General features: G+C 69.4%; 23 protein-coding genes. 13 read left to right on the forward strand and 10 right to left on the reverse strand.

All coding sequences use genetic code 11. From position 1 onward, the window contains the following. Positions 1-14 precede the first annotated feature (14 nt). Positions 15-962 (forward strand): DMT family transporter, encoded by a 948-nt coding sequence (locus tag QE374_RS13825; protein ID WP_309735769.1) that lies wholly within the window; start codon positions 15-17, stop codon positions 960-962. Here QE374_RS13825 and QE374_RS13830 read toward each other — a convergent pair whose 3' ends face one another. Both QE374_RS13830 and msrB read right to left on the reverse strand, forming a co-directional pair. Then, entirely contained in the window at positions 963-1502 is a 540-nt protein-coding gene (locus tag QE374_RS13830; protein ID WP_309735771.1) for a nitroreductase family protein, read from the reverse strand. After that, positions 1499-1906: a peptide-methionine (R)-S-oxide reductase MsrB gene (gene msrB, locus QE374_RS13835; RefSeq protein WP_274285921.1), complete on the reverse strand. Its 408-nt coding sequence runs from the start codon at positions 1904-1906 to the stop codon at positions 1499-1501. Before msrB ends, QE374_RS13830 begins: the two co-directional genes overlap by 4 nt. Positions 1907-1975: 69 nt before the next feature. Between msrB and QE374_RS13840 the strand changes: the two genes are divergently transcribed. From QE374_RS13840 to groL, 5 genes are all read left to right on the forward strand, one after another. Continuing rightward, positions 1976-2980 carry a DUF2332 domain-containing protein gene (locus tag QE374_RS13840; protein WP_309735774.1) on the forward strand — a complete coding sequence of 335 codons (1005 nt, stop codon included), beginning with the start codon at positions 1976-1978 and terminating at the stop codon, positions 2978-2980. A 9-nt stretch (positions 2981-2989) separates the two neighbouring features. Next, on the forward strand, positions 2990-3259 hold the full coding sequence (locus QE374_RS13845) for a DUF3263 domain-containing protein (protein ID WP_309735776.1): 270 nt from the start codon (positions 2990-2992) through the stop codon (positions 3257-3259). A 45-nt stretch (positions 3260-3304) separates the two neighbouring features. Next, on the forward strand, positions 3305-3907 hold the full coding sequence (locus QE374_RS13850) for a LytR C-terminal domain-containing protein (protein WP_309735779.1): 603 nt from the start codon (positions 3305-3307) through the stop codon (positions 3905-3907). 135 nt (positions 3908-4042) lie between these two features. Beyond that, positions 4043-4246, forward strand: a complete 204-nt coding sequence (locus QE374_RS13855; RefSeq protein WP_137417657.1) for a cold-shock protein — start codon at positions 4043-4045, stop codon at positions 4244-4246. 183 nt (positions 4247-4429) lie between these two features. Further along, on the forward strand, positions 4430-6049 hold the full coding sequence (groL, locus tag QE374_RS13860) for a chaperonin GroEL (RefSeq protein ID WP_309735782.1): 1620 nt from the start codon (positions 4430-4432) through the stop codon (positions 6047-6049). A 79-nt stretch (positions 6050-6128) separates the two neighbouring features. Here groL and QE374_RS13865 read toward each other — a convergent pair whose 3' ends face one another. From QE374_RS13865 to QE374_RS13890, 6 genes are all read right to left on the reverse strand, one after another. Continuing rightward, a complete protein-coding gene (locus QE374_RS13865) occupies positions 6129-6416 on the reverse strand; it encodes a WXG100 family type VII secretion target (protein ID WP_307323669.1) in 288 nt (95 codons plus the stop codon). 107 nt (positions 6417-6523) lie between these two features. After that, positions 6524-8203, reverse strand: a complete 1680-nt coding sequence (locus tag QE374_RS13870; protein WP_309735787.1) for a HAMP domain-containing sensor histidine kinase — start codon at positions 8201-8203, stop codon at positions 6524-6526. An 83-nt stretch (positions 8204-8286) separates the two neighbouring features. Beyond that, positions 8287-8973: a response regulator transcription factor gene (locus QE374_RS13875; protein ID WP_307323673.1), complete on the reverse strand. Its 687-nt coding sequence runs from the start codon at positions 8971-8973 to the stop codon at positions 8287-8289. 56 nt (positions 8974-9029) lie between these two features. Continuing rightward, the gene (locus QE374_RS13880; RefSeq protein ID WP_309735789.1) at positions 9030-10691 is read right to left on the reverse strand and encodes a DNA repair helicase XPB; all 1662 of its coding nucleotides are present in this window, start codon (positions 10689-10691) and stop codon (positions 9030-9032) included. Positions 10692-10738: 47 nt separating this feature from the next. Further along, positions 10739-12466 carry a helicase-associated domain-containing protein gene (locus tag QE374_RS13885; protein WP_309735791.1) on the reverse strand — a complete coding sequence of 576 codons (1728 nt, stop codon included), beginning with the start codon at positions 12464-12466 and terminating at the stop codon, positions 10739-10741. Continuing rightward, entirely contained in the window at positions 12463-12738 is a 276-nt protein-coding gene (locus QE374_RS13890; protein ID WP_309735793.1) for a multidrug ABC transporter ATPase, read from the reverse strand. The genes QE374_RS13885 and QE374_RS13890 overlap by 4 nt, the downstream gene beginning before the upstream one ends. Before the next feature lie 117 nt (positions 12739-12855). Here QE374_RS13890 and QE374_RS13895 point away from each other — a divergent pair, with 117 nt between their 5' ends. Beyond that, positions 12856-13239 carry a cold-shock protein gene (locus tag QE374_RS13895; protein ID WP_137419171.1) on the forward strand — a complete coding sequence of 128 codons (384 nt, stop codon included), beginning with the start codon at positions 12856-12858 and terminating at the stop codon, positions 13237-13239. Further along, on the forward strand, positions 13223-13954 hold the full coding sequence (locus QE374_RS13900) for a DUF3027 domain-containing protein (RefSeq protein ID WP_309735795.1): 732 nt from the start codon (positions 13223-13225) through the stop codon (positions 13952-13954). The genes QE374_RS13895 and QE374_RS13900 overlap by 17 nt, the downstream gene beginning before the upstream one ends. 109 nt (positions 13955-14063) lie before the next feature. Here QE374_RS13900 and serC read toward each other — a convergent pair whose 3' ends face one another. Next, positions 14064-15182, reverse strand: coding sequence for a phosphoserine transaminase (gene serC, locus QE374_RS13905; RefSeq protein WP_309735797.1), 1119 nt, complete (start codon positions 15180-15182; stop codon positions 14064-14066). A gap of 97 nt (positions 15183-15279) precedes the next feature. Here serC and QE374_RS13910 point away from each other — a divergent pair, with 97 nt between their 5' ends. The 3 genes from QE374_RS13910 to QE374_RS13920 all read left to right on the forward strand — a co-directional run bounded on the left by QE374_RS13910 (position 15280) and on the right by QE374_RS13920 (position 17889). Then, positions 15280-15981: a metal-dependent transcriptional regulator gene (locus QE374_RS13910; protein WP_309735799.1), complete on the forward strand. Its 702-nt coding sequence runs from the start codon at positions 15280-15282 to the stop codon at positions 15979-15981. 226 nt (positions 15982-16207) lie between these two features. Further along, a complete protein-coding gene (locus QE374_RS13915; RefSeq protein WP_309735801.1) occupies positions 16208-17092 on the forward strand; it encodes a M23 family metallopeptidase in 885 nt (294 codons plus the stop codon). A 299-nt stretch (positions 17093-17391) separates the two neighbouring features. After that, the gene (locus tag QE374_RS13920) at positions 17392-17889 is read left to right on the forward strand and encodes an HNH endonuclease (RefSeq protein ID WP_137417646.1); all 498 of its coding nucleotides are present in this window, start codon (positions 17392-17394) and stop codon (positions 17887-17889) included. Positions 17890-17895: 6 nt separating this feature from the next. On the opposite strand, the gene QE374_RS13925 is transcribed toward QE374_RS13920, so the two are convergent. Further along, positions 17896-18393 carry a MarR family transcriptional regulator gene (locus QE374_RS13925; RefSeq protein ID WP_309735804.1) on the reverse strand — a complete coding sequence of 166 codons (498 nt, stop codon included), beginning with the start codon at positions 18391-18393 and terminating at the stop codon, positions 17896-17898. Between the two features lie 40 nt (positions 18394-18433). On the opposite strand from QE374_RS13925, the gene QE374_RS13930 reads away from it, so the two are divergent. Beyond that, positions 18434-19369 (forward strand): EamA family transporter, encoded by a 936-nt coding sequence (locus tag QE374_RS13930; RefSeq protein WP_309735806.1) that lies wholly within the window; start codon positions 18434-18436, stop codon positions 19367-19369. Further along, entirely contained in the window at positions 19366-19959 is a 594-nt protein-coding gene (locus QE374_RS13935) for a cysteine hydrolase family protein (protein WP_309735809.1), read from the forward strand. The genes QE374_RS13930 and QE374_RS13935 overlap by 4 nt, the downstream gene beginning before the upstream one ends. The last annotated feature ends 121 nt before the right edge of the window (positions 19960-20080 follow it).

The raw sequence follows: 20080 nt of genomic DNA on the forward strand, positions 1-20080 counted from the left end.
CGTAGTCTCGATCGGTGACCTCGCCCCACCCGCGTCGCCTGCCCCGACCGATCGCCGTCGCCGGCGCCGTTCTCGTGGGCGTCCTCACCGCGACGCAGGCGCAGATCAACGGCGCGCTCGGCGCAGCGATCGGCGATGCGCTGACGGCCGCCGCCATCTCGTTCGGATCGGGCTTCGTCATCCTGTTGGCCCTCAGCACCCTGCTGGCCGGCGGGCGCGTGGGAGTCGCCCGCCTCATCTCGGGGGTCCGCGAGCGCCGCATTCCGGTGTGGATGATCCTCGGCGGCGCCGCGGGAGCGTTCACCGTCTTCACGCAGGGACTCGCCGTCGCGGCGATCGGCGTCGCAGCCTTCACCGTCGGCGTGGTCGCAGGTCAGACTGTCAACGGCGTCGTCCTCGATCGGGTCGGCTACGGACCCGCCGGCGTCGTCGGGGTCACGATCGGCCGCCTCGTCGGGGCACTGCTCGTCGTTGCGGCGGTGGTGGTCTCACTGGTGGGCGAGGGAGCCGCATCCGTACCGATCTGGCTGCTCGTGCTGCCCCTGCTGGCGGGAGCGGGAATCGCTTGGCAGCAGGCGACGAACGGACGGCTGCGCAATGAGGTGGGCAGCCCCTTGACCGCCACACTCGTGAACTTCGCCGGTGGCACCGTGCTCCTGACGACGGCAGCCGCCGTCAGGCTCGGGATCGCAGGACCGCCTCGGCTGCCGTCCGAACCATGGCTGTACGTGGGCGGTGCCATCGGCGTCGTCTACATCTTCCTGTCGGCGGCGCTCGTCCGGCACACCGGTGTGCTGCAGCTGGGGCTCGGGTCGGTGGTCGGCTTGCTCGGTGCCTCGGTCGTCATCGACGCGCTCTTTCCCGGACATTCCGGACCGCCCATACAGCTTGCGTTGGTCGCCGTGGCCATCGCCGTCGTCGGCGTCGTCGTGGCGACCGTGCCACGCTGGCGACGCCGATGATCAGCGCGGGAGCCTGCTGAGGAACGCGGCACCGTCGATCTGCTTGACCCGCATCTCGCGGGCGAGCCCAGGCTTGCCTCCGACGTAGAGCCACCCCAACAGCCGTTCGTTCTTGCGCAGCCCGTGCGCCTTGGCGACGGCTTTGCTGCGGGTGTAGTGACCCGTGCGCCAGATCACGCCCCATCCGGCCTCGTCGAGAGCCAGGCTCAGCATGTGTGCGACTCCGGACGCGACCGCCTCCTGCTCCCAATCCGGCACTTTGTCCTTCTGGATGCGGGCGACGACCGCGATGAGCAGCGGGGCACGCAGCGGCTTGGTCGATGCGCCGTCCTTCTTCTCCGCCTTGTGGATCGCGCGTCCGAGACGCTCGCGGTCTTCGCCGCGCAGTTCGATCAGCCGCCACGGTCGCAGCGATGAGTGGTCGGCCACCCGTCCTGCGGCCGCGACCATGTCGACGAGTTCGTCATGCGTCGGCGCTTCGTCGGTCACTTTGGACCACGATCGGCGCACGCGCATCGCGTCGCGTGCGCCGGTGGTCATTCGCCGGCCTCCGGGGTGAACTCGAGCGCGATCGAGTTCATGCAGTACCGGTCGCCGGTGGGCGTGCCGAAGCCGTCGGGGAACACATGGCCGAGGTGCGAGCCGCAGGAGGCGCAGCGCACTTCGGTGCGCACCATCCCGTGGCTGTTGTCCTCGATCAGTTCCACGGCCTCGGGGCGGACCGACTCGTAGAAGCTCGGCCAGCCGCAGTGCGAATCGAACTTCGTTCCGCTCTGGAACAGTTCGGCGCCGCAGGCGGCACACGCGTACAGACCTGCTCGCGACTCATCGAGCAGCTCGCCCGTCCAGGCACGCTCGGTCGCCGCCTCGCGCAAGACCGCGTACTTGTCTGCTCCGAGCTCCTCGCGCCACTGCTCCTCGGACTTGTTCACTGCGTAGCTCATTGGTCCTCCTTCTGTTCCATTCAACCCGACCTGCGAGGGCACTGTTCCCGTGTGACCGAGAATGAGCGGGTGAGCGAACTCGAGGCAGTCATCGCGCGCTACCGGCGCTTCGCCGAGGAAGAGGCGCCGGGTCGCAGCACGCTCTACGAGCAGTGGGCGCACGCGGTGCATACCGCCCCGGAACTCGCCTCCGTTCTCGCGCGGATCCCGGCGACGCATCGGCAGCCGCCCCTCGTGTTCGCCGTCAGCAGGCTCCTGGGAGCGCCGGAGACGGAGGGTGAGGAGTGGGGAGCGTGGGTGCTCACGCACGCCGACGTCCTCGTGGCGGAGTCCGCGGCGCGCTCTGTGCAGACGAACGAGCCCGGGCGCTGCGCCGCGCTGCTTCCCGCGCTCTCGCAGATCGAAGGCCCCATCGCCCTCCTGGAGATCGGCGCGAGCGCGGGCCTGTGCCTCTACCCGGACCGCTACTCCTATCGCTACGTCGCGGATACGGGCCGGACACGACGGCTCGATCCGATCGCCGGTCCGGCACCCGTCGTGCTCTCATCCGACTGGAGCGGTCCGGACGCGGGGCTGCGGATCCCGACGGTCGTGTGGCGGGCGGGCATCGACCTGCATCCGCTCGACGCCCGCTCCGCCGGCGATCGCCGCTGGCTCACGGGGCTCGTGTGGCCGGGGGAGAGCGGAAGACGGGAGCGTATCGACGCGGCCCTCGACATGGCGGCCGAAGAGCCTCCGATCCTGCGAGCGGCGGATGCGGCGGCGCCCGGCGTCATCGCCGAGCTGGCGCTGGCCGCACCACCCGACGCGACCCTCGTGGTCACGACACCGGGAGTCCTGGCGCACGTCCCCTGGGAGGGGCGGCGTCGCATCATCGACGCGGCACGGGCATCAGGGCGCTGGATCACGATCGACGCACCGCGGCTGCACGACGGCTGGAGCGGGCCGATCGACGAGGCCGCCTGGCCGAAGGGTCGCTTCGCGCTGGCCCTGGATGGCGAGGTGCTCGCCGCAGTCGACCCGCTGGGGGCGGCCGTGGAGTGGCGTCCGGCTGCGGCGGGAACCCTCGGTTAGCGTTGCCTCGTGCCCGTGCGCGACTCCGCATCCGACGCTCTGAGCGAGCGCGACTCCCAGCTGCTCGCCTTCGAGGCGCGCTGGCTCGGACACACCGGCGCCAAGGAGGAAGCGATCCGGGTCGAGCTTCAGCTCGCGCCGGCACGGTACTACCAGCTGCTGGGGCGACTGATCGATTCGCAGGCCGCTCTGGCCCAGGATCCGCTCCTCGTCGGCCGGCTGCGCCGCATCCGCGACGATCGTCGGCGTGAGCGTTCGACAGCTCGCCGCGGCGCCTGAGGCCCGTTCCGCAGACGGAGCGAGGGGCTCCGGTAGCATCGTGGGGTGTCCCGAAACCCGCATCCCCGCGACCGATTCGACGACCTGCCGAACACCTCGGGGCGTGTCGGAGCCCACCGCGCCGAGAACCCGCGAATGCGGGCGGGCGTCGTCACGCTCTGGGCGATCGTCGTCACGATCGTCCTCATCGCTGCGGGGATCTTCGGGAGCCTGGTGCTTTCCGGGCGCATCGTGCTGGTGCCCTCGCCGACACCCACCCCGACTCCGACGCCCGAGGTGACGCCCGTGGTCGACATGTCCTTCTCCGTGCTGGTGCTCAACGCGACGCCGGAGACAGGCCTGGCGACCACCATGAAGGACGAGCTGATCGCCAAGGGCTGGGCTGCAGACCTCGTCAACGCGAGCAGTGCCAGTGCCACGGACTTCCCGCAGACGACGGTCTATTACGCGTTCCCGGGCGACGAGGCGGCGGCCAAGGGTCTCGCCGAGCTCATCGGCGGAGCGGACGTCGCCCAGAGCACGCAGTATCAGCCGACGGACGATGCAGGCACGGCCGATGTGGACGAGTCGCAGGCGAAGCAGCTGACGATCGTGATCGGACTCGACCGCACCGCCGCAGGGGCGCCCAGTCCCACGCCGACCCCCTGAGCCTCCCCATCGAGGGCCGCGTGTTTCCGCGGCGTAAATAGTTCGCTGCTGCTGTGTCAACTGTGTCGGATCCGTCGCTTCCACGCTGTTTCCGCTGCATACGATGACTGCGTTCTACAGCATCAGGAGACTCGTATGGCCCAGGGCACCGTCAAATGGTTCAACGCCGAGAAGGGGTATGGATTCATCACCTCCGGCGACGGTGAGGACGTCTTCGTCCACTACTCGAACATCGACATGACCGGATTCCGCGTCCTCGAAGAAGGGCAGGCCGTGGAGTTCACGGTCGGCAGCGGACAGAAGGGTCCGCAGGCGGAGTCGGTTCGCATCGTCGCCTGAGACCTCCTCTCACGAGACCCCCGCGCACCCGTCGGTGCGCGGGGGTCTCGCCGTGTGCTCCGCCTTCTTCCGGGCAACGCGCGGCGGCTTGCACTCCCAGGGGGCGAGTGCCAGAATGAGTTAGCACTCGATATCACTGAGTGCTAAAGACGCAAGCCAACGTCCGGGAGGGACGAGACACACATGGCAAAGATCATCGCTTTCGATGAGGAGGCCCGTCGTGGCCTCGAGCGCGGCCTCAACATCCTGGCCGACGCCGTCAAGGTGACCCTGGGTCCCCGTGGCCGCAACGTCGTCCTCGAGAAGAAGTGGGGCGCACCCACGATCACGAACGACGGTGTCTCCATCGCCAAGGAGATCGAGCTCGACGACCCGTACGAGAAGATCGGCGCGGAGCTCGTCAAGGAGGTCGCGAAGAAGACCGATGACGTCGCCGGTGACGGAACCACGACGGCCACGGTCCTCGCGCAGGCGCTCGTGCGTGAGGGTCTGCGCAACGTCGCGGCCGGCGCCGACCCCATCTCGCTCAAGAAGGGCATCGAGAAGGCTGTCGCCGCGGTGACCGAGGCGCTGCTGGCCGACGCCAAGGAGATCGAGTCCAAGGAGCAGATCGCCGCCACCGCGTCGATCTCCGCCGCTGACCCCGCGATCGGCGAGCTCATCGCCGAGGCGATCGACAAGGTCGGCAAGGAGGGTGTGGTCACCGTCGAGGAGTCCAACACCTTCGGCACCGAGCTCGAGCTCACCGAGGGTATGCGCTTCGACAAGGGCTACCTGAACCCCTACTTCGTGACCGACCCGGAGCGTCAGGAAGCGGTCTTCGAAGACCCCTACATCCTGATCGCCAACCAGAAGATCTCGAACATCAAGGATCTCCTGCCGATCGTCGACAAGGTGATCCAGGACGGCAAGGAGCTCCTCATCATCGCCGAGGACGTCGAGGGCGAAGCCCTCGCGACCCTGGTGCTGAACAAGATCCGCGGCATCTTCAAGTCGGCTGCCGTCAAGGCTCCCGGCTTCGGCGACCGCCGCAAGGCCCAGCTGCAGGACATCGCGATCCTCACGGGCGGACAGGTCATCACCGAGGAGGTCGGTCTCAAGCTCGAGAACGCCACCCTCGACCTGCTCGGCCGTGCCCGCAAGGTCATCATCACCAAGGACGAGACCACGATCGTCGAGGGTGCCGGCGACTCCGCTCAGATCGAGGGTCGCGTGACCCAGATCCGTCGCGAGATCGACAACACGGACAGCGACTACGACCGCGAGAAGCTGCAGGAGCGCCTCGCCAAGCTCGCAGGCGGCGTCGCCGTCATCAAGGCGGGCGCGGCCACCGAGGTCGAGCTCAAGGAGCGCAAGCACCGCATCGAAGACGCCGTCCGCAACGCGAAGGCCGCCGTCGAAGAAGGTGTCGTCGCCGGTGGTGGCGTCGCGCTCATCCAGGCCGGCAAGACCGCTTTCGAGGGTCTGCAGCTGACCGGTGACGAGGCGACGGGTGCGAACATCGTTCGCGTCGCCATCGAGGCTCCGCTCAAGCAGATCGCTCTGAACGCGGGCCTCGAGCCCGGTGTCGTCGCCAACAAGGTGGCGGACCTGCCCGTCGGTCACGGTCTGAACGCCGCGACCGGTGAGTACGGCGACCTCTTCGCGCAGGGCATCATCGACCCCGCCAAGGTCACCCGTTCGGCGCTGCAGAACGCCGCGTCGATCGCCGGTCTGTTCCTGACCACCGAGGCCGTCGTCGCCGACAAGCCGGAGAAGGCTGCCGCCGCTCCCGCTGACCCGTCGGGCGGCATGGACTTCTGAATCCAGACCTCACGAACGGATGCCCCGGTCCCGCAAGGGACCGGGGCATCCGCCGTTTCCGGTGGGGGGACCGGAGATCTCAGCGGAACAACGTCATGTTCGCCTGCTCCGCCTCGGTGTAGTGCTGTGCGGCCACACCGAGCGCCACGTGGATGCTCGCGAGGGCGTCCTCGACGGTGCGCTGCGCGGCCCGCCACTGTTCGATCGTGCCCTGGAACATGCCGGATGCGGCACCGGTCCACGAGCTCTGCAGCGCACCGAGCTGAGCGAGCAGTGCCGTGGACTCTCCCTGCAGCCGGTCGATGGTTCCGCGGATCGCGATGGTCGCTGCCGCCACTTGGTCGCTGTCTACGGCGAAGGTCGCCATGGGAGCTCCTCTCTGTCGGAGACTCCGACGTTAGAGGCCGCGCGCTGCGACATCGCGTCCGCTCCGACGGATGGGGACCACATGCCGGCTCTCGCCGATTGGGGAGATCAGGACAGCGGGAGATCCGGCAGACGCTCCAGCGGCTGGGTGTCGATGAGCAGGTGCGCGGAGGCGTCCTGGTCGACGGCGAGGGGGAGCGAGACCCGGAAGGTCGCTCCGCCGCCCTCGGTGTCGCGCACCTCGACGGTTCCCTGCAACGACTCCACGATGGAGGCGACGATCGACAGCCCAAGTCCCGATCCGCCCGTCTCCCGGGCGCGCGAGGTGTCGGCGCGCCAGAACCGCTGGAAGATCTGCGTGCGGATCTGCTCCGGAATGCCCTCGCCGTGGTCGATCACATCGATCCAGCCCATGCGGGTCTCGAGATCCGTGCCCACGCGAAGCTCGATGGGGGAGTCCGGCGCCGAGAAGCGCTGCGCGTTGCCCAGCAGATTCGCGACCACCTGACGGATGCGGTTCTCCTCGCCCATGACGACCGGCGGCATGATCGGCGTGCGCGGATGGAAGGCAACGGGCAGCGGATGCACCTCTCCGGTGTCGCCGCCGTCGCGCGGGCGCCGCCGCAGACGGGCAGCCAGGGTGATCGCGGCCGTGGGAACGGCTCCGCGCCGACGCGGGGGCACATCTGCGGGCGCCTGCGGCGAGGCCGATACCGGCGGTGTGCGCAGGGGCTCGGGAGCGGCGGAGGTCGTGTCGATCACGCTCACGCTGCGCTGCGGTGCCGATGCGCCCACATCCAGTGCCGCATCGCGGGCGATCGGGCGCAGATCGACGGGGGCGAGCACGAGATCGCGCTTCTCATCGAGGCGTGCGAGGGCGAGGAGATCCTCGACCATGGAGGTCATGCGCATGGCCTCCTTCTCGATGCGCTCCATGGCCTGCGCGGTGGCCTCCGCATCCGGGATCGCGCCCATCCGATAGAGCTCCGCGTAACCGCGCACGGTCACGAGAGGCGTGCGCAGCTCGTGGCTCGCATCGCCGATGAACCGGCGCATCTGACGCACGGTGGCGTCGCGCTGCGAGATCGCCGCGTCGACGCGCCCGAGCATCGTGTTGATGGCACGTTTGAGTCGGCCGACCTCGGTGGTGTCCGGCTCGATGTCGGTCATGCGCTGGCTGAAGTCGCCGCCGGCGATCGCATCGGCCGTGCGCTCGACCTGCCCGAGGCTGCGGAAAGTGAGGGTCACGACCCACCGGATGAGAAAGGCGCTCGCGATCACGATGACCAGCGCCAGGATCGCGTAGATGCCGAGATAGGTGGCGACGATCCGCTCTGTCGGCCCGGTGGGCACCGCCACCAGCTGCACGACGGTCGCGTTCGTCCCCTCTACCGGGGTCACGATCACCGTCGCGCGGAAGTGCGAGTTGTTGCTGCCGTCGAGCGTCGTGACGGTGTCCTGGTCGATGTACGCGCGATCGCAGGGGTAGGTGTCGGGCAGCACCGGCGTCGTCGACGCATCCTGGCCCCCCGCGACCGCGAGCCGAGCGCCCTCCGCCGTGCAGGCGTACAGCGCCACCGTGTACGCGGTGCCGCCGGCTTCCTCCCTCGGCGCGAACTCGAGGGTGCCGTCGGAGTCGATCGTGGCCTCCACCAGTGCACTCGCGATGGCCGACTGGGCCACCTGCTTGAGGTTCTGGTCGAGGTTCGTCAGCAGCGTCGTGCGCAGGAACACCATGGTTCCCAGACCCGCCGCGAGAAGGCCGATGACGAGCACCGCCACCGTCACCCCGGTCACCTTCGCGCGCAGGCTGATCCCGCGCCACCAGCGTGTGACGCTGTCGCTCTCGGTGCCCAGGGCGCGCTCCGGTGTCAGGACTTGGTCTTCAGCATGTAGCCGAAGCCGCGCTTGGTCTGGATGAGGGGCTCGGAGGAGTGCGGGTCGATCTTGCGGCGCAGGTACGAGATGTAGCTCTCGACGATGCCGGCGTCGCCGTTGAAGTCGTACTCCCAGACGTGATCGAGGATCTGCGCCTTGGACAGAACCCGGTTCGGGTTGAGCATGAGATAGCGCAGCAGCTTGAACTCGGTCGGGCTCAGCTCGATCTGCGCGTCGCCCACGTACACGTCATGCGTGTCCTGGTCCATGGTGAGCTCGCCGGCGCGGATCACGGACTCCTCGTCCGCCTGCATCGTGCGGCGCAGGATCGCCTGGATGCGGGCGACGATCTCATCGAGCGAGAACGGTTTGGTGACGTAGTCGTCGCCCCCCGCGTTCAGCCCGGTGATCTTGTCCTCCGTGTCGTCCTTCGCGGTCAGGAACAGGATCGGAGCGGTGTATCCGGCCTCGCGGAGGCGCTTGGTCACGCTGAAGCCGTTCATGTCGGGCAGCATGACATCGAGCACGATGAGATCCGGCTCCTCCTCGAGGACGGCCGAGATCGTCTGTGCCCCGTTGGAGACGGCGCGAACCTGGAAACCGGCGAACTTGAGACTCGTGATGAGCAGGTCGCGGATGTTCGGTTCGTCGTCGACGACGAGGATGCGCGGTGCGGTCATAGGCCCATTATGGTGACCGATTCGGTGGGATGGCTGGATGCGGGCGTTCCGGCGGGTCAGCGCGTTGCCGCCAGCAGGTCGTCCGCATCCAGGATCGTGTAGCTGTAGCCCTGCTCGGCGAGGAAGCGCTGACGGTTCTGCGCGAAGTCCTGATCGACCGTGTCGCGGGCGATGAGCGTGTAGAAGCTGGCCGTGTGGCCGTTGCTCTTCGGGCGGAGCAGGCGACCGAGGCGCTGCGCCTCCTCCTGGCGGGACCCGAACGATCCGGAGACCTGGATGGCGACGGACGCATCCGGCAGGTCGACCGAGAAGTTGGCGACCTTCGAGACCACGAGCAGCGGCACCGTGCCCTCGCGGAACGCCTGGTAGAGCTGTTCGCGCTCGTCGACCGGCGTCGCGCCGGTGATCTTCGGGGCGCCGAGCGCCTCGGCGATGATGTCGATCTGGTCGAGATACTGGCCGATCACGAGGATCTGCTCGTCGCTGTGCCGCGCAGCGAGCGCGCGGACGACATCGATCTTCGCCGGCGCGGTGGCGGCCAGACGATAGCGGTCCTCGTCGACGGCGGCGGCGTACTCGAGCCGCTCGTCGGCGGGCAGGTCGACGCGCACCTCGAAGCAGGCGGCGGGGGAGATGAAGCCCTGGGCTTCGATCTCCTTCCAGGGTGCGTCGAAGCGCTTGGGGCCGATGAGGCTGAAGACGTCGCCCTCGCGGCCGTCCTCGCGAACGAGCGTCGCCGTGAGGCCGAGGCGCCGCCGAGCCTGCAGGTCGGCGGTCAGCTTGAACACGGGCGCCGGCAGCAGATGCACCTCGTCGTAGACCACGAGGCCCCAGTCCAGCGCATCGAGCAGGGCGAGGTGGGCGTACTCGCCTTTCCGCTTCGCGGTGAGGATCTGATACGTCGCGATCGTGACGGGCTTGACCTCCTTGACCTGGCCCGAGTACTCGCCGATCTCCTCGGGGGTGAGGGTCGTGCGCTTGAGCAGTTCGTCGCGCCACTGGCGTGCGCTGACCGCGTTGGTCACGAGGATGAGTGTCGTGGTCTTCGTGTCGGCCATCGCAGCCGCTCCCACGAGGGTCTTGCCCGCGCCGCAGGGAAGCACGACGACGCCGGAACCGCCCTCCGTGAAGATGTCCACGGCCTGGCGCTGGTAGGGACGCAGCGACCAGTCCGTCTCTTCGAGATCGATCGGATGCGGGGTGCCGGGGGTGTAGCCGGCGAGGTCCTCGGCCGGCCAGCCGATCTTCAGCAGTTCCTGTTTGATCTGGCCCCGCGCCCACGCGTCGATCACGTGCACGCCGGGGGAGGGATGCGCGATGAGCAGAGGCTGGATGCGCTTGTTGCGGGAGACCTCGGCGAGCACGGCCGCATCCGTGGAGCGCAGCAGCAGCGCGTCGTCGTCGTCGCCGTACGGACCGCGTTCGATCACGAGGCGCCCGTAGCGGCCGACCGTCTCTCGGATGTCGGTGGCGACCGACGGCGGCACGGGGAAGCGCGACCAGCGGTCGAGGGTGTCGAGCATGTCCTGCGCGTCGTGTCCGGCGGCGCGGGCGTTCCACAGCCCGAGACGCGTGATGCGGTAGGTGTGGATGTGCTCCGGAGCGCGCTCGAGCTCGGCGAAGACGGCGAGCTCGTGCCGTGCGTTCTCGGACTCGGGGTGGGCGACTTCGAGCAGAACCGTGCGATCGCTCTGGACGATCAGGGGGCCGTCGGACATAACCGTCGAGTTTACCGGCGCCGAGGCGGATGCGGGTCGGCTCGCCGTCAGCGCGGACTCACCGAGACGATGCTCGTCATCGGCAGGGTGCGCTCGACATCGGCGGCGCGGTCGAGTCCGCGAAGGCGCCCGCCGCCGAGGCCCGTCGCCTCGAGCGCGAAGACCCGCGTCGATCCGTCGGGCAGGCTCACCGTGACGTCGATCGCCGCGCGGGTGCGTACGGCCTGCTCGAGCTCGCGCTCGAGCCATGCGGCATCCGCATCCCCGGACTGCGCACCGCGCAGTGCGGCGATGAGTGCTCCGTACTGCTCTCGCGGAGGAGGCTCGGTCGCGGCCTGCCTGGTCGTTCGACGCACGACCCGCTCGAGCTGGTCGTTCTCGTCGACGGCGACCACGGGGTAGCGCGCATCCACGAGCGACCAGTAGACGGCATCCCGTCCGGCACGCGAGACGAGGGCGCCCTCGTGCTCGACAAGACCCACGGGGCGCAGTGACTGGTCGACTCCGATGGTCGCGAGCAGCTGCGGGGACGAGCTGCGTACCACCGTACGGCCCGTGGCCGCATCCGTGCCGACACGGATCGCGCCGTGACGCGCGGCGGTCGCGTCGATGAGATACGCCAGCGGCTGGGGGATGCCGGTGAGGGAGATCTCGCTCAGGAAGGCGTGCACGGACTCGGCGCTCTCGCCGCCGCTCATCGCGGCCGTCAACGACTCGGCGGTGAAGCGATAGGTCGAGGCCTGCGCCCTGGTCTCACGCGTCGCCATCCGGCGCAACCGCTGCTCGAGCCGCGGCGCGAGCGGGCCGGGAGAGATGGCCGACAGGTCGGCCTGCAGGTAGATGTTGTCGACCTCCGGAGGCAGCGCCGCCGTGAGCGTGCGGGTGTCGACCTCTCCGGTGCTCGACAGCTGCGCGGTCCAGGGCAGCACGCCGTCTTCGGCGAGGACGCCCCACAGCACCCCCCGGCGCGTCAGGGCCGCAGCCTGATCCGGCCATTCGGGGTCGAGGCGGTACACGCCCGGCCACACCGGGGGCGGGAGGAAGCCGCCCTCGGGCGTGCGCAGTGCGTCGGGAAGAGCGCGCACGTACGCCGTCGCGACCTCACCCCACCGTTCGCTCGTACCCGAATCGAGCCACTCGGGCGCCGCATCCGTCGCCTGCCAGCTGCGATCCTCGTCGCTGAGCAATCCGGCGTCGGCTCCGAGGAGGATCAGATCCTCGAGCTGCTCGGACGAGGCGACCGCGCCGTCGTCGATGAGCCGGCGGCGTTCGGTCGCGCTGACCGCGCCGGCGCCCGTGCGCGACAGGGGAGCGGATGTGGCGGCGAGCAGGATGTCGGCGAGGGAGGCCACCTGCTCGAAAGCGCGTTCCGCCGCCGCCGCGGCGCTCTGCGGATCTGCGGGGACGAGCGGGCTCACCTCGGGCGAGGCGAACGCCTCGGACCCGGCGCGTTCGGCTAGTCGCGACCGCACCGCCTGGAACGGGACGCCGTCGGCATCGAGCAGGGCGCGGGATGCGAGCGCCGCGCGCAGGGGCGGAGCGACCGGCTCCGCCTGCGCCGATGCCAGGGCCGCGAGCTCGGGTGCGGCCAGTCGTGTCAGGGCGCGATCGATGCTGACGTCGCTGAGAAGCGTCGCCGCGACGTCGAAGAAGTCCTGCGCGGGAGTCGACGGCGCGAGCCTCCGGGCGGCGAAGAGCTGGGCCAGCTCCTCATCGCCGGACGCGGCAAGCAGCGACGCCAGCGCGCGTTCGTCCGAGGGGCCCGCCACCGTCACCCGGCTCGGTTGGCCCGAGCCCTTCTGATGAAGGCGCGGATGATGACGGTGAGCATGAGCACGAACGCCAGCGGGGGAGCGATGTAGACGATGGCGCTCACGGCCGGCCAGATGCCCGTGCCGTAGTCCTCGTGGGTGAGACCCATGGCCGTGCCGATCATGATCGACAGGAACGACAGCACCGAGAGCGCGAGCAGCCCCAGCGCCATGAACGCGAGGATGCGGTCGAGGCGGCTGACCGGGAGGTCGCTGTCGGGCGTGGGCTTGCTCATCCGCATCAGCCTATCGCCTCGGCGGGGGTGTCGTAGGCTGGAACGAGGGGATCTTCCGATCCGCGTTCCGTCGCGCCCGCGAACGATTTCCGGGTGCAGAGCAGCAGCGAGGTGTCCATGCCCACCGGCAAGGTCAGGTTCTACGACGAGGAGAAGGGGTTCGGCTTCATCTCCTCGGATGACGGTCAGGACGTCTTTCTTCACGCCACGGCTCTCCCGCAGGGCACGACCTCGGTCAAGCCCGGCACGCGGCTGGAGTTCGGCGTGGCCGACGGCAAGCGCGGACTGCAGGCGCTGTCGGTGCGGGTGCTCGATGCCCCCGTCAGCCTCGCGAAGCGTGCGCGCAAGCCCGCCGACGACATGGCGATCATCCTCGAGGACCTCGTGAAGCTGCTCGATGGGATCGGCGGCGACCTGCGCCGCGGGCGCTATCCCTCGTCGTCGCACTCGAAGAAGATCGCCGCTGTGCTGCGCAAGGTAGCCGATGACCTCGACGCCTGAGCCCGGCGCGGAGCCGGTCTGGGATGAGGCCGTCGATGCGGAGTTCGTCGCGCAGTCCGATGAGACCGTGGTGACGGAGGTGGCAGCGGAGGAAGCCGCCATCGCCGACGCTGTCGAGCTCGAGGTCGAGCCCCGTGAGCCCGATGCCGAGCTCCTCGCCGCTCACGCGCTGGCGCTGTCGGCGCTCCACGAGATCACCACGCCGCAGAGCGTCGGCCCGGCGGCCGGATACTCGCTCGAGCCCGACGGTGTCGTCTCGCTCCGTTTCGAGAACCGCCTGGCCGGATACCCGGGCTGGTACTGGACGGTCTCGCTGGCACGTGTCGAGGGGGCCGAGCCCACGGTCCTCGAGGTCGAGCTGCTCCCCGGCGACGGCGCCCTCCTCGCGCCCGAATGGGTGCCGTGGGCCACTCGCCTGGCGGAGTACCACGCCCAGCAGGCCGCGGCGGCGGAAGCGGCCGCGGAGGCCGAAGGCGATGAGGACGACGCCGAGGACGACGACTCCGATGAGGATGCGGACGATCTCGACGACGACGCCGATGAGGGCGACGAGTCGGAGGACGACGGCGAGTCGATCCTCCACGCGGGCGACGTCGACGGCGTCGACATCGACGAGCTCGACGACGACTACGACGAGGACGAAGAGTCCGACGATGAGGACGAGTCCGACGAGGACGAGCCCGATGAGGATGAGGACGAGCCCGACGAGGACTGAGTCGGCCACGGGCGACGCCCACTGAGCATCCGTTCGCCGGGTGAGCATCACATCGAATGCTCACCCGGCGAACGTGTACTCACCCGGCGGTGCGCGCAGACCCGCCCGATCAGAGGCGCTCGAGGGTGTAGTCGATGCTGCGCGTCAGCTGGCGCACGTCGTCGGGATCGATCGAGGTGAACGTCGCCACCCGCAGCTGGTTGCGGCCGAGCTTGCGGTACGGCTCCGTGTCGACGATGCCATTCGCGCGCAGGCTCGCGGCCACGGCCGCCGCATCCACGCTCTCGTCGAAGTCGATCGTGACGACCACGGGGGAGCGATCGGCGACGTCGGCGACGAAGGGCGTCGCGACGCTCGAGGCCTCGGCCCAGTCGTAGAGCACCTGCGACGACTCCGCGGTGCGTGCAGCCGCCCAGCCCAGGCCGCCGTTGCCGTTGATCCAGCGCACCTGCTCATCGAGCAGCACCAGCGTCGACAGTGCGGGGGTGTTGAGCGTCTGCTGCAGGCGGGAGTTGTCGAGCGCGTTCTTGAGGCTCAGGAACTCCGGGATGTAGCGACCGGATGCGGCGATGCGTTCGATGCGCTCGATCGCCGCGGGTGAGACCGCCGCGAAGAACAGGCCGCCGTCGGAGCCGAGGTTCTTCTGCGGGGCGAAGTAGTAGACATCGGTCTCGGCGACGTCGAAGTCGATGCCGCCCGCCGCGCTCGTCGCGTCGATCACCGTCAGCGCGCCGGCGCCGGCGTCGGCGGCGACGCGGGCGATGCGCGTGGCGACACCCGTCGAGGTCTCGTTATGCGGCCAGGCGTACACGTCGACGCCCTCCACGGCCTCGGGCGACGCGCTCGTGCCGGGTTCGGCTTTGCGGACGTCGGGCGCCTGCAGCCACGGTGCGGCCGCGGCCGCGGCGAACTTGCCGCCGAACTCGCCGAACACCAGGTTCTGCGCGCGGTTCTCGATGAGGCCGAAGGCGGCCGCATCCCAGAAAGCGGTCGATCCGCCGTTGCCGACGACGATCTCGTACCCCTCGGGCAGGCGCAGCAGCGCCGCGAGGCCCTCCCGCACACTCGCGACGAGGTTCTTCACGGGAGCCTGGCGATGCGAGGTGCCCAGCAGCGACGAACCGCGCTCGGCCAGAGCAGCGACCTGCTCCGGGCGGATCTTCGAGGGGCCGCATCCGAAGCGGCCGTCGGCGGGCAGGATCTCGCGAGGGAGCACGACGTGGGACATGGCTCGATTCTAGGGGCGTGCTCGCCGCCGACCGCCGTGACCATCGTCACGTTGGATAGGCTTTCTTCGGGCCCCCTATGACTTCGAGGACACGTTCATGACCGATCTGATCGACACGACAGAGATGTATCTGCGCACCATCCTCGAGCTCGAGGAGGAGAACATCGTTCCGTTGCGTGCACGCATCAGCGAACGCCTCGGTCACTCCGGCCCGACCGTCTCGCAGACCGTCGGGCGGATGGAGCGCGACGGCCTCGTCATCGTCTCCGACGATCGCTCGCTGGAGTTGACGGGCGCCGGCCGGCAGAAGGCCGTCGACGTCATGCGCAAGCACCGCCTCGCGGAGCGTCTGCTCAGCGACGTGATCGGGCTCGACTGGGCGTACGTCCACGAAGAGGCCTGCCGCTGGGAGCACGTCATGAGCGAGCAGGTCGAGCGTCGGCTCGTCGAGTTGCTCGGACACCCCACCGAGTCGCCCTACGGCAACCCCATCCCGGGCCTGGACCAGCTGGGCGACCTGCCCAGCTCCACGTTCGAAGAGGGCGTCGTCGGCCTCGTCCGCAAGCTCGACGCCGAGGGCGGCCCGATCGCCGGCACCGTGCGTCGCCTTGCCGAGCCCGCCCAGGTCGACCCCGAGCTCCTGCAGCAGCTGCGGGCCGCCGGCGTGGTCCCCGGTGCCGCCGGATCGTTCCAGTACAACGAGGGCTACGTCCTCGTGCAGATGGACGGTTCGGATGAGGGGCTGGAGCTCCCGGTCGAGGTCGCCGGCCACATCTTCCTCGTCGCCGACGCCCGCTGAGAGCTGCTCTCCACAGCCCGTCGGGGTATTGATCCGGCCGCCGCCGGCGTGACTTATTCGTTACCTTCGGGTAGCCTCGGACAGTCCGCAGGTGAGAAGCCCACCGATGGATCCCGCACGGATTGCCTCTCCGGCTCGTCGTCCGTGTGGTGCAACCCGCATATCGTGCCCCGACATCGAGTGCCGACGAGCCAGCGCCATGAGCGCGGAGGCGCCGGAGGATGATTTGGCTGAACAGAACGACGATTCGTCGGCAGGCGCGCCCGAGGCCGCCGCGAATCCCGTGACCAGTCGCCGCAGCATGCGCGAACTGGCTCGCACCGCCCAGGGTCAGGTGACCCGCACCAAGACCGCAGTCGTACGCGCCGCACGCCCGGCCCGCGCCGGCCGCAGCTTCCGCAAGCCCCTGCGCAGCGTCGTGATCCTCAGCATGGTCGGTGGTCTCGTCGCGACCGTCGCCCTTCCCGCCTACGCCGCGTTCAACGGCGGTACAGATGCGGCGACCATCGAGCAGGTGGCGGCAGAGAACCCGCAGTCGCTCGTCGTCGCCTCCACCGTCACCTCGGCGGGTCTCGACCGCGGCAGCTATGCGGCGACCACGCCCGAAGAGGTCGAGAAGAAGAAGGCCGCCGAAGCCGCCGCCGCGCGCATCGCCGCCGCCGGTTCCGCCGCCTCGTTCTCCGCCGCCAACATCGACCTGAACATGGTCGCCCCCGGCAGCGGTGCCGTGCGTTGGCCGCTCGACATGTCGCAGATCCGCGTCGGTCGCGGATTCGGAGCCGACGGCTATCACCAGGGCGTCGACCTGCTCGGCGCGGCCGGTACCCCCGAGTTCGCCGCCGCCGCAGGAACCGTGCGCGTCGCCGGCTGGTACTACGGCTACGGCTACGCGGTCGTGCTCGACAGCGTGATCAACGGCCAGAGCGTCACCACCCTGTACGGCCACATGACCCAGACTCTGGTGAACCCGGGCGACTACGTCGAGGCCGGCCAGATCATCGGCCTGATGGGAAGCACCGGCTCCTCCACCGCCAACCACCTCCACTTCGAGGTGCGCATCGGCGGCGGCCTGGTCGATCCCTACGCCTGGCTGCAGGCCAACGCGGGCTGACCCCGACACGATTCCGAGAGTTCATCAAGCACGCGTCCCGGGCGCGTCGCGGTGGGCTACCCTGAGGGCACGACGCTGAGAGAAGCGGAGGGCGCCGATGGGCAGTTCGCCACGCATCCGAACCATGGATGCGCTCGGTCTGCTCGTCCTTCGGCATCACGTGACCGACACTCACGGGTTTCCCGTGCGTTCAAGGCGCTGTCTATGAGACAGCGCCTTTTTTCATGCCTCCGCACCCCCGATGCGTCCATCGAATCGAATATCCGCGAAGCCGTCCGGGCCATTCGAGAGGACAGGGAATGCGCACACTGGTGCTGAACGCCGGCTACGAGCCATTGGCCGTCGTCTCCTTCAAGCGAGCACTCGTGCTCGTCATGAACGAGAAGGCGACCATCGTCGAACGCGTCGAGGACGTGCCCATCTGGGGGACGACGCAGATCTATGACCGGCCCGCGGTCATCATCCTCACCCGCTACGTGCGCATACCGAATGTGCGCAACGTGCCGGTCACCCGCCGGGGCGTGCTGCGCCGCGACGGGCACCGTTGCGCCTACTGCGGGAAGGCCGCATCCACCATCGACCATGTGCTGCCGCGTTCCCGCGGCGGGCGCGACACCTGGCAGAACCTGGTGGCGTGCTGCCTGCGCTGCAACAACGTCAAGGGGGATCGCACGCCGCAGGAGATGTCGTGGACGCTGCGGCTCGTGCCGGATGTGCCCCACGGTTCGGGCTGGAGCGTGCGCGGGACCGAGCGGGCCGATCCGCGGTGGGAGCCGTACCTGGCGCTCGCCGCCTGAGCCCTCCTACCGCTCGAGCCGCTCGCTCCAGTGCTGCAGGATGCGGGCGAGCTGCTCCGCATCCGGCGCGTCCAGCATCGCGACCAGTCGATGTTCGTTGGCGATGTGGGCGGTGAACGCGTCGTCGATCAGCGCGCGTCCCGAAGCGGTCAGCGCGACCAGGCGGCGCCTGCCGTCGGCATCGGACCCGGAGCGCGTGACGAGGCCACGCTCGACGAGGCGGTCGACGCGTTTGGTGAGCCCGCCCGAGGTGACCATGGTGTGCTCGGCCAGCTCGCCGGCAGGTCTGCTGTGGGGCGCGCCTGCCCGCCGGAGTGAGGCGAGCAGGTCGAACTCCGCCTCGGTGAGCCCGAAGCGGGCGTAGACCGCGGTGAGCTCGCGGGTGAGAGCCAGGCCCACGCGGTGGATGCGGCCGATCACGCCCTGGGGGGAGGGGTCGAGATCTGGGCGCTCTCGTCGCCAGTCGTCCTGGATGCGGCTGACGCGATCCTCGGTTCCGCTCATGCGACCACGATATCTTCCATGGAAGGTAGTATTTCCTTCCATGGAAGATAAATGGCGACGGTGGATCCTCGTCACCGCGATCGCACCGATCGCCTGGGGCAGTACCTATGTCGTGACCCGGCACCTGTTGCCGCCCGATGTCCCGCTGTGGGGCGCTGTCATCCGATGCCTGCCCGCGGGACTGCTCGTGCTGCTGTTCGCCCGCCGGCTGCCGCGCGGCTCGTGGTGGTGGCGGTCGCTGCTGCTGGGCCTCTTGAACGTCGGCGGCTTCAGCGTGCTGATCTACATCGTCGGCCAGCGGCTTCCCTCGAGCCTGGCGGCGACCCTCATGTCCACCTCCGCGGCGTGCATCATGCTCTTCGCCTGGGCGCTGCTGGGGCAGCGGCCGCGCCTCGCCGCTGCGCTGGGGGCGGCCGTCGGGATCGCGGGTGTCGTGCTCATGCTCGGCGTCGGCGCGGGGTCGGTCGATCCGTGGGGCATCGCCGCCTCGCTGGGGGCCATGGTCGCCTCCTCCTTCGGGTTCGTGCTCACCTCGCGCTGGGGGCAGGGCGTGCCGGCCCTCGCGATGACGTCGTGGCAGCTCTTGGCGGGCTCCGTCGTCCTCGTGCCCGTCGCGCTGGTCGTCGAGGGGCCGCCCCCGCAGCTCACGCCCGAGGGCTTCGTCGGGTTCGCCTACGTCATGCTCATCGGTACGGCGGTGGCCTACGCGGCCTGGTTCGCCGGTCTGCAGCGGCTGCCCGCCGCCGCGGTCGGTCTCGTCGGGCTGCTGAATCCGGTCACCGGCGTCGTGCTGGGGGTCGTGCTCGCGGGGGAGTCGTTCGGTCCGGCGCAGGTGGTCGGGCTCGCTCTCGTGCTCGGCGGCGTGGTGTGGGGCGTGCTGCCGCATCGCCGACGCGTGCTGCGGCAGGAATCGGTCGTCGGTCGGCAGTCGGGTGAGGCGCCGCAGCGGGCGTCGCGTGGTGGGATGAAGGCATGACGCGCGCGCTCGTGGTGATCGACATGCAGAAGGGGTTCGACGACCTGGAGTTCTGGGGGCCGACGGCGAACCCGCAGTGCGAGCAGAACGTCGCCGCGCTGTTGCGGTACGCCGACCTCGAGGGCATCCCGGTCGTCGTGGTCCGCCACGACTCTCGCAGCGAGACATCTGTGCTGCATCCGTCTGCCGCCGGCAACGCGCTCGTCGATGTCGTCGGCCGCGCCCCGGCCGCGCTGCTGATCACCAAGAGCGTGAACTCCGCGTTCTACGGCGACCCCGACCTGCATGCCTGGTTGCAGGAGCGGGGGATAGGGGAGCTGCTGATCTGCGGCATCCAGACCAACATGTGCGTCGAGACGACCGCGCGCATGGCCGGCAACCTCGGGTACGACACCACGGTGGTGTGGGATGCGACCCGCACCTTCGATCTCGATGCCGAGATCAGCGGCATGGGGCGCGTGACGCGAACGGCGGCGGAGATCATGGCGACCACGGCCCTCGTCCTTCAGCAAGGCGGGTTCGCCCGCATCCGGACGACGGCCGAGATCGTCGGATCCGAGCGACGTGTGCACGATCGATCGCTGGCCTGATGTCCCAGGCGGCACGTAGGGTGCCGCCTGCCCCACTCCTCGTGCAGACGTCGCGGGTCTGCGCGCGAAGGGGATGTCCGAACTCGTTCGTATCTTCGAATCTGACATTGAAGAACTAGAA

Origin of the sequence: Microbacterium sp. SORGH_AS_0428 (genome assembly GCF_031453615.1) — a bacterium.
Taxonomy (GTDB): Bacteria; Actinomycetota; Actinomycetes; order Actinomycetales; family Microbacteriaceae; genus Microbacterium.

Coding starts and splice junctions, on each gene's coding strand:
- QE374_RS13830 (WP_309735771.1), bottom strand. CDS start 1,502: ATGACCACCGGCGCACGCGACGCGATGCGCGTGCGCCGATCGTGGTCC.
- msrB (WP_274285921.1), bottom strand. CDS start 1,906: ATGAGCTACGCAGTGAACAAGTCCGAGGAGCAGTGGCGCGAGGAGCTC.
- QE374_RS13855 (WP_137417657.1), top strand. CDS start 4,043: ATGGCCCAGGGCACCGTCAAATGGTTCAACGCCGAGAAGGGGTATGGA.
- groL (WP_309735782.1), top strand. CDS start 4,430: ATGGCAAAGATCATCGCTTTCGATGAGGAGGCCCGTCGTGGCCTCGAG.
- QE374_RS13865 (WP_307323669.1), bottom strand. CDS start 6,416: ATGGCGACCTTCGCCGTAGACAGCGACCAAGTGGCGGCAGCGACCATC.
- QE374_RS13875 (WP_307323673.1), bottom strand. CDS start 8,973: ATGACCGCACCGCGCATCCTCGTCGTCGACGACGAACCGAACATCCGC.
- QE374_RS13880 (WP_309735789.1), bottom strand. CDS start 10,691: ATGTCCGACGGCCCCCTGATCGTCCAGAGCGATCGCACGGTTCTGCTC.
- QE374_RS13890 (WP_309735793.1), bottom strand. CDS start 12,738: ATGAGCAAGCCCACGCCCGACAGCGACCTCCCGGTCAGCCGCCTCGAC.
- QE374_RS13895 (WP_137419171.1), top strand. CDS start 12,856: ATGCCCACCGGCAAGGTCAGGTTCTACGACGAGGAGAAGGGGTTCGGC.
- QE374_RS13900 (WP_309735795.1), top strand. CDS start 13,223: ATGACCTCGACGCCTGAGCCCGGCGCGGAGCCGGTCTGGGATGAGGCC.
- serC (WP_309735797.1), bottom strand. CDS start 15,182: ATGTCCCACGTCGTGCTCCCTCGCGAGATCCTGCCCGCCGACGGCCGC.
- QE374_RS13910 (WP_309735799.1), top strand. CDS start 15,280: ATGACCGATCTGATCGACACGACAGAGATGTATCTGCGCACCATCCTC.
- QE374_RS13920 (WP_137417646.1), top strand. CDS start 17,392: ATGCGCACACTGGTGCTGAACGCCGGCTACGAGCCATTGGCCGTCGTC.
- QE374_RS13925 (WP_309735804.1), bottom strand. CDS start 18,393: ATGAGCGGAACCGAGGATCGCGTCAGCCGCATCCAGGACGACTGGCGA.
- QE374_RS13930 (WP_309735806.1), top strand. CDS start 18,434: ATGGAAGATAAATGGCGACGGTGGATCCTCGTCACCGCGATCGCACCG.
- QE374_RS13935 (WP_309735809.1), top strand. CDS start 19,366: ATGACGCGCGCGCTCGTGGTGATCGACATGCAGAAGGGGTTCGACGAC.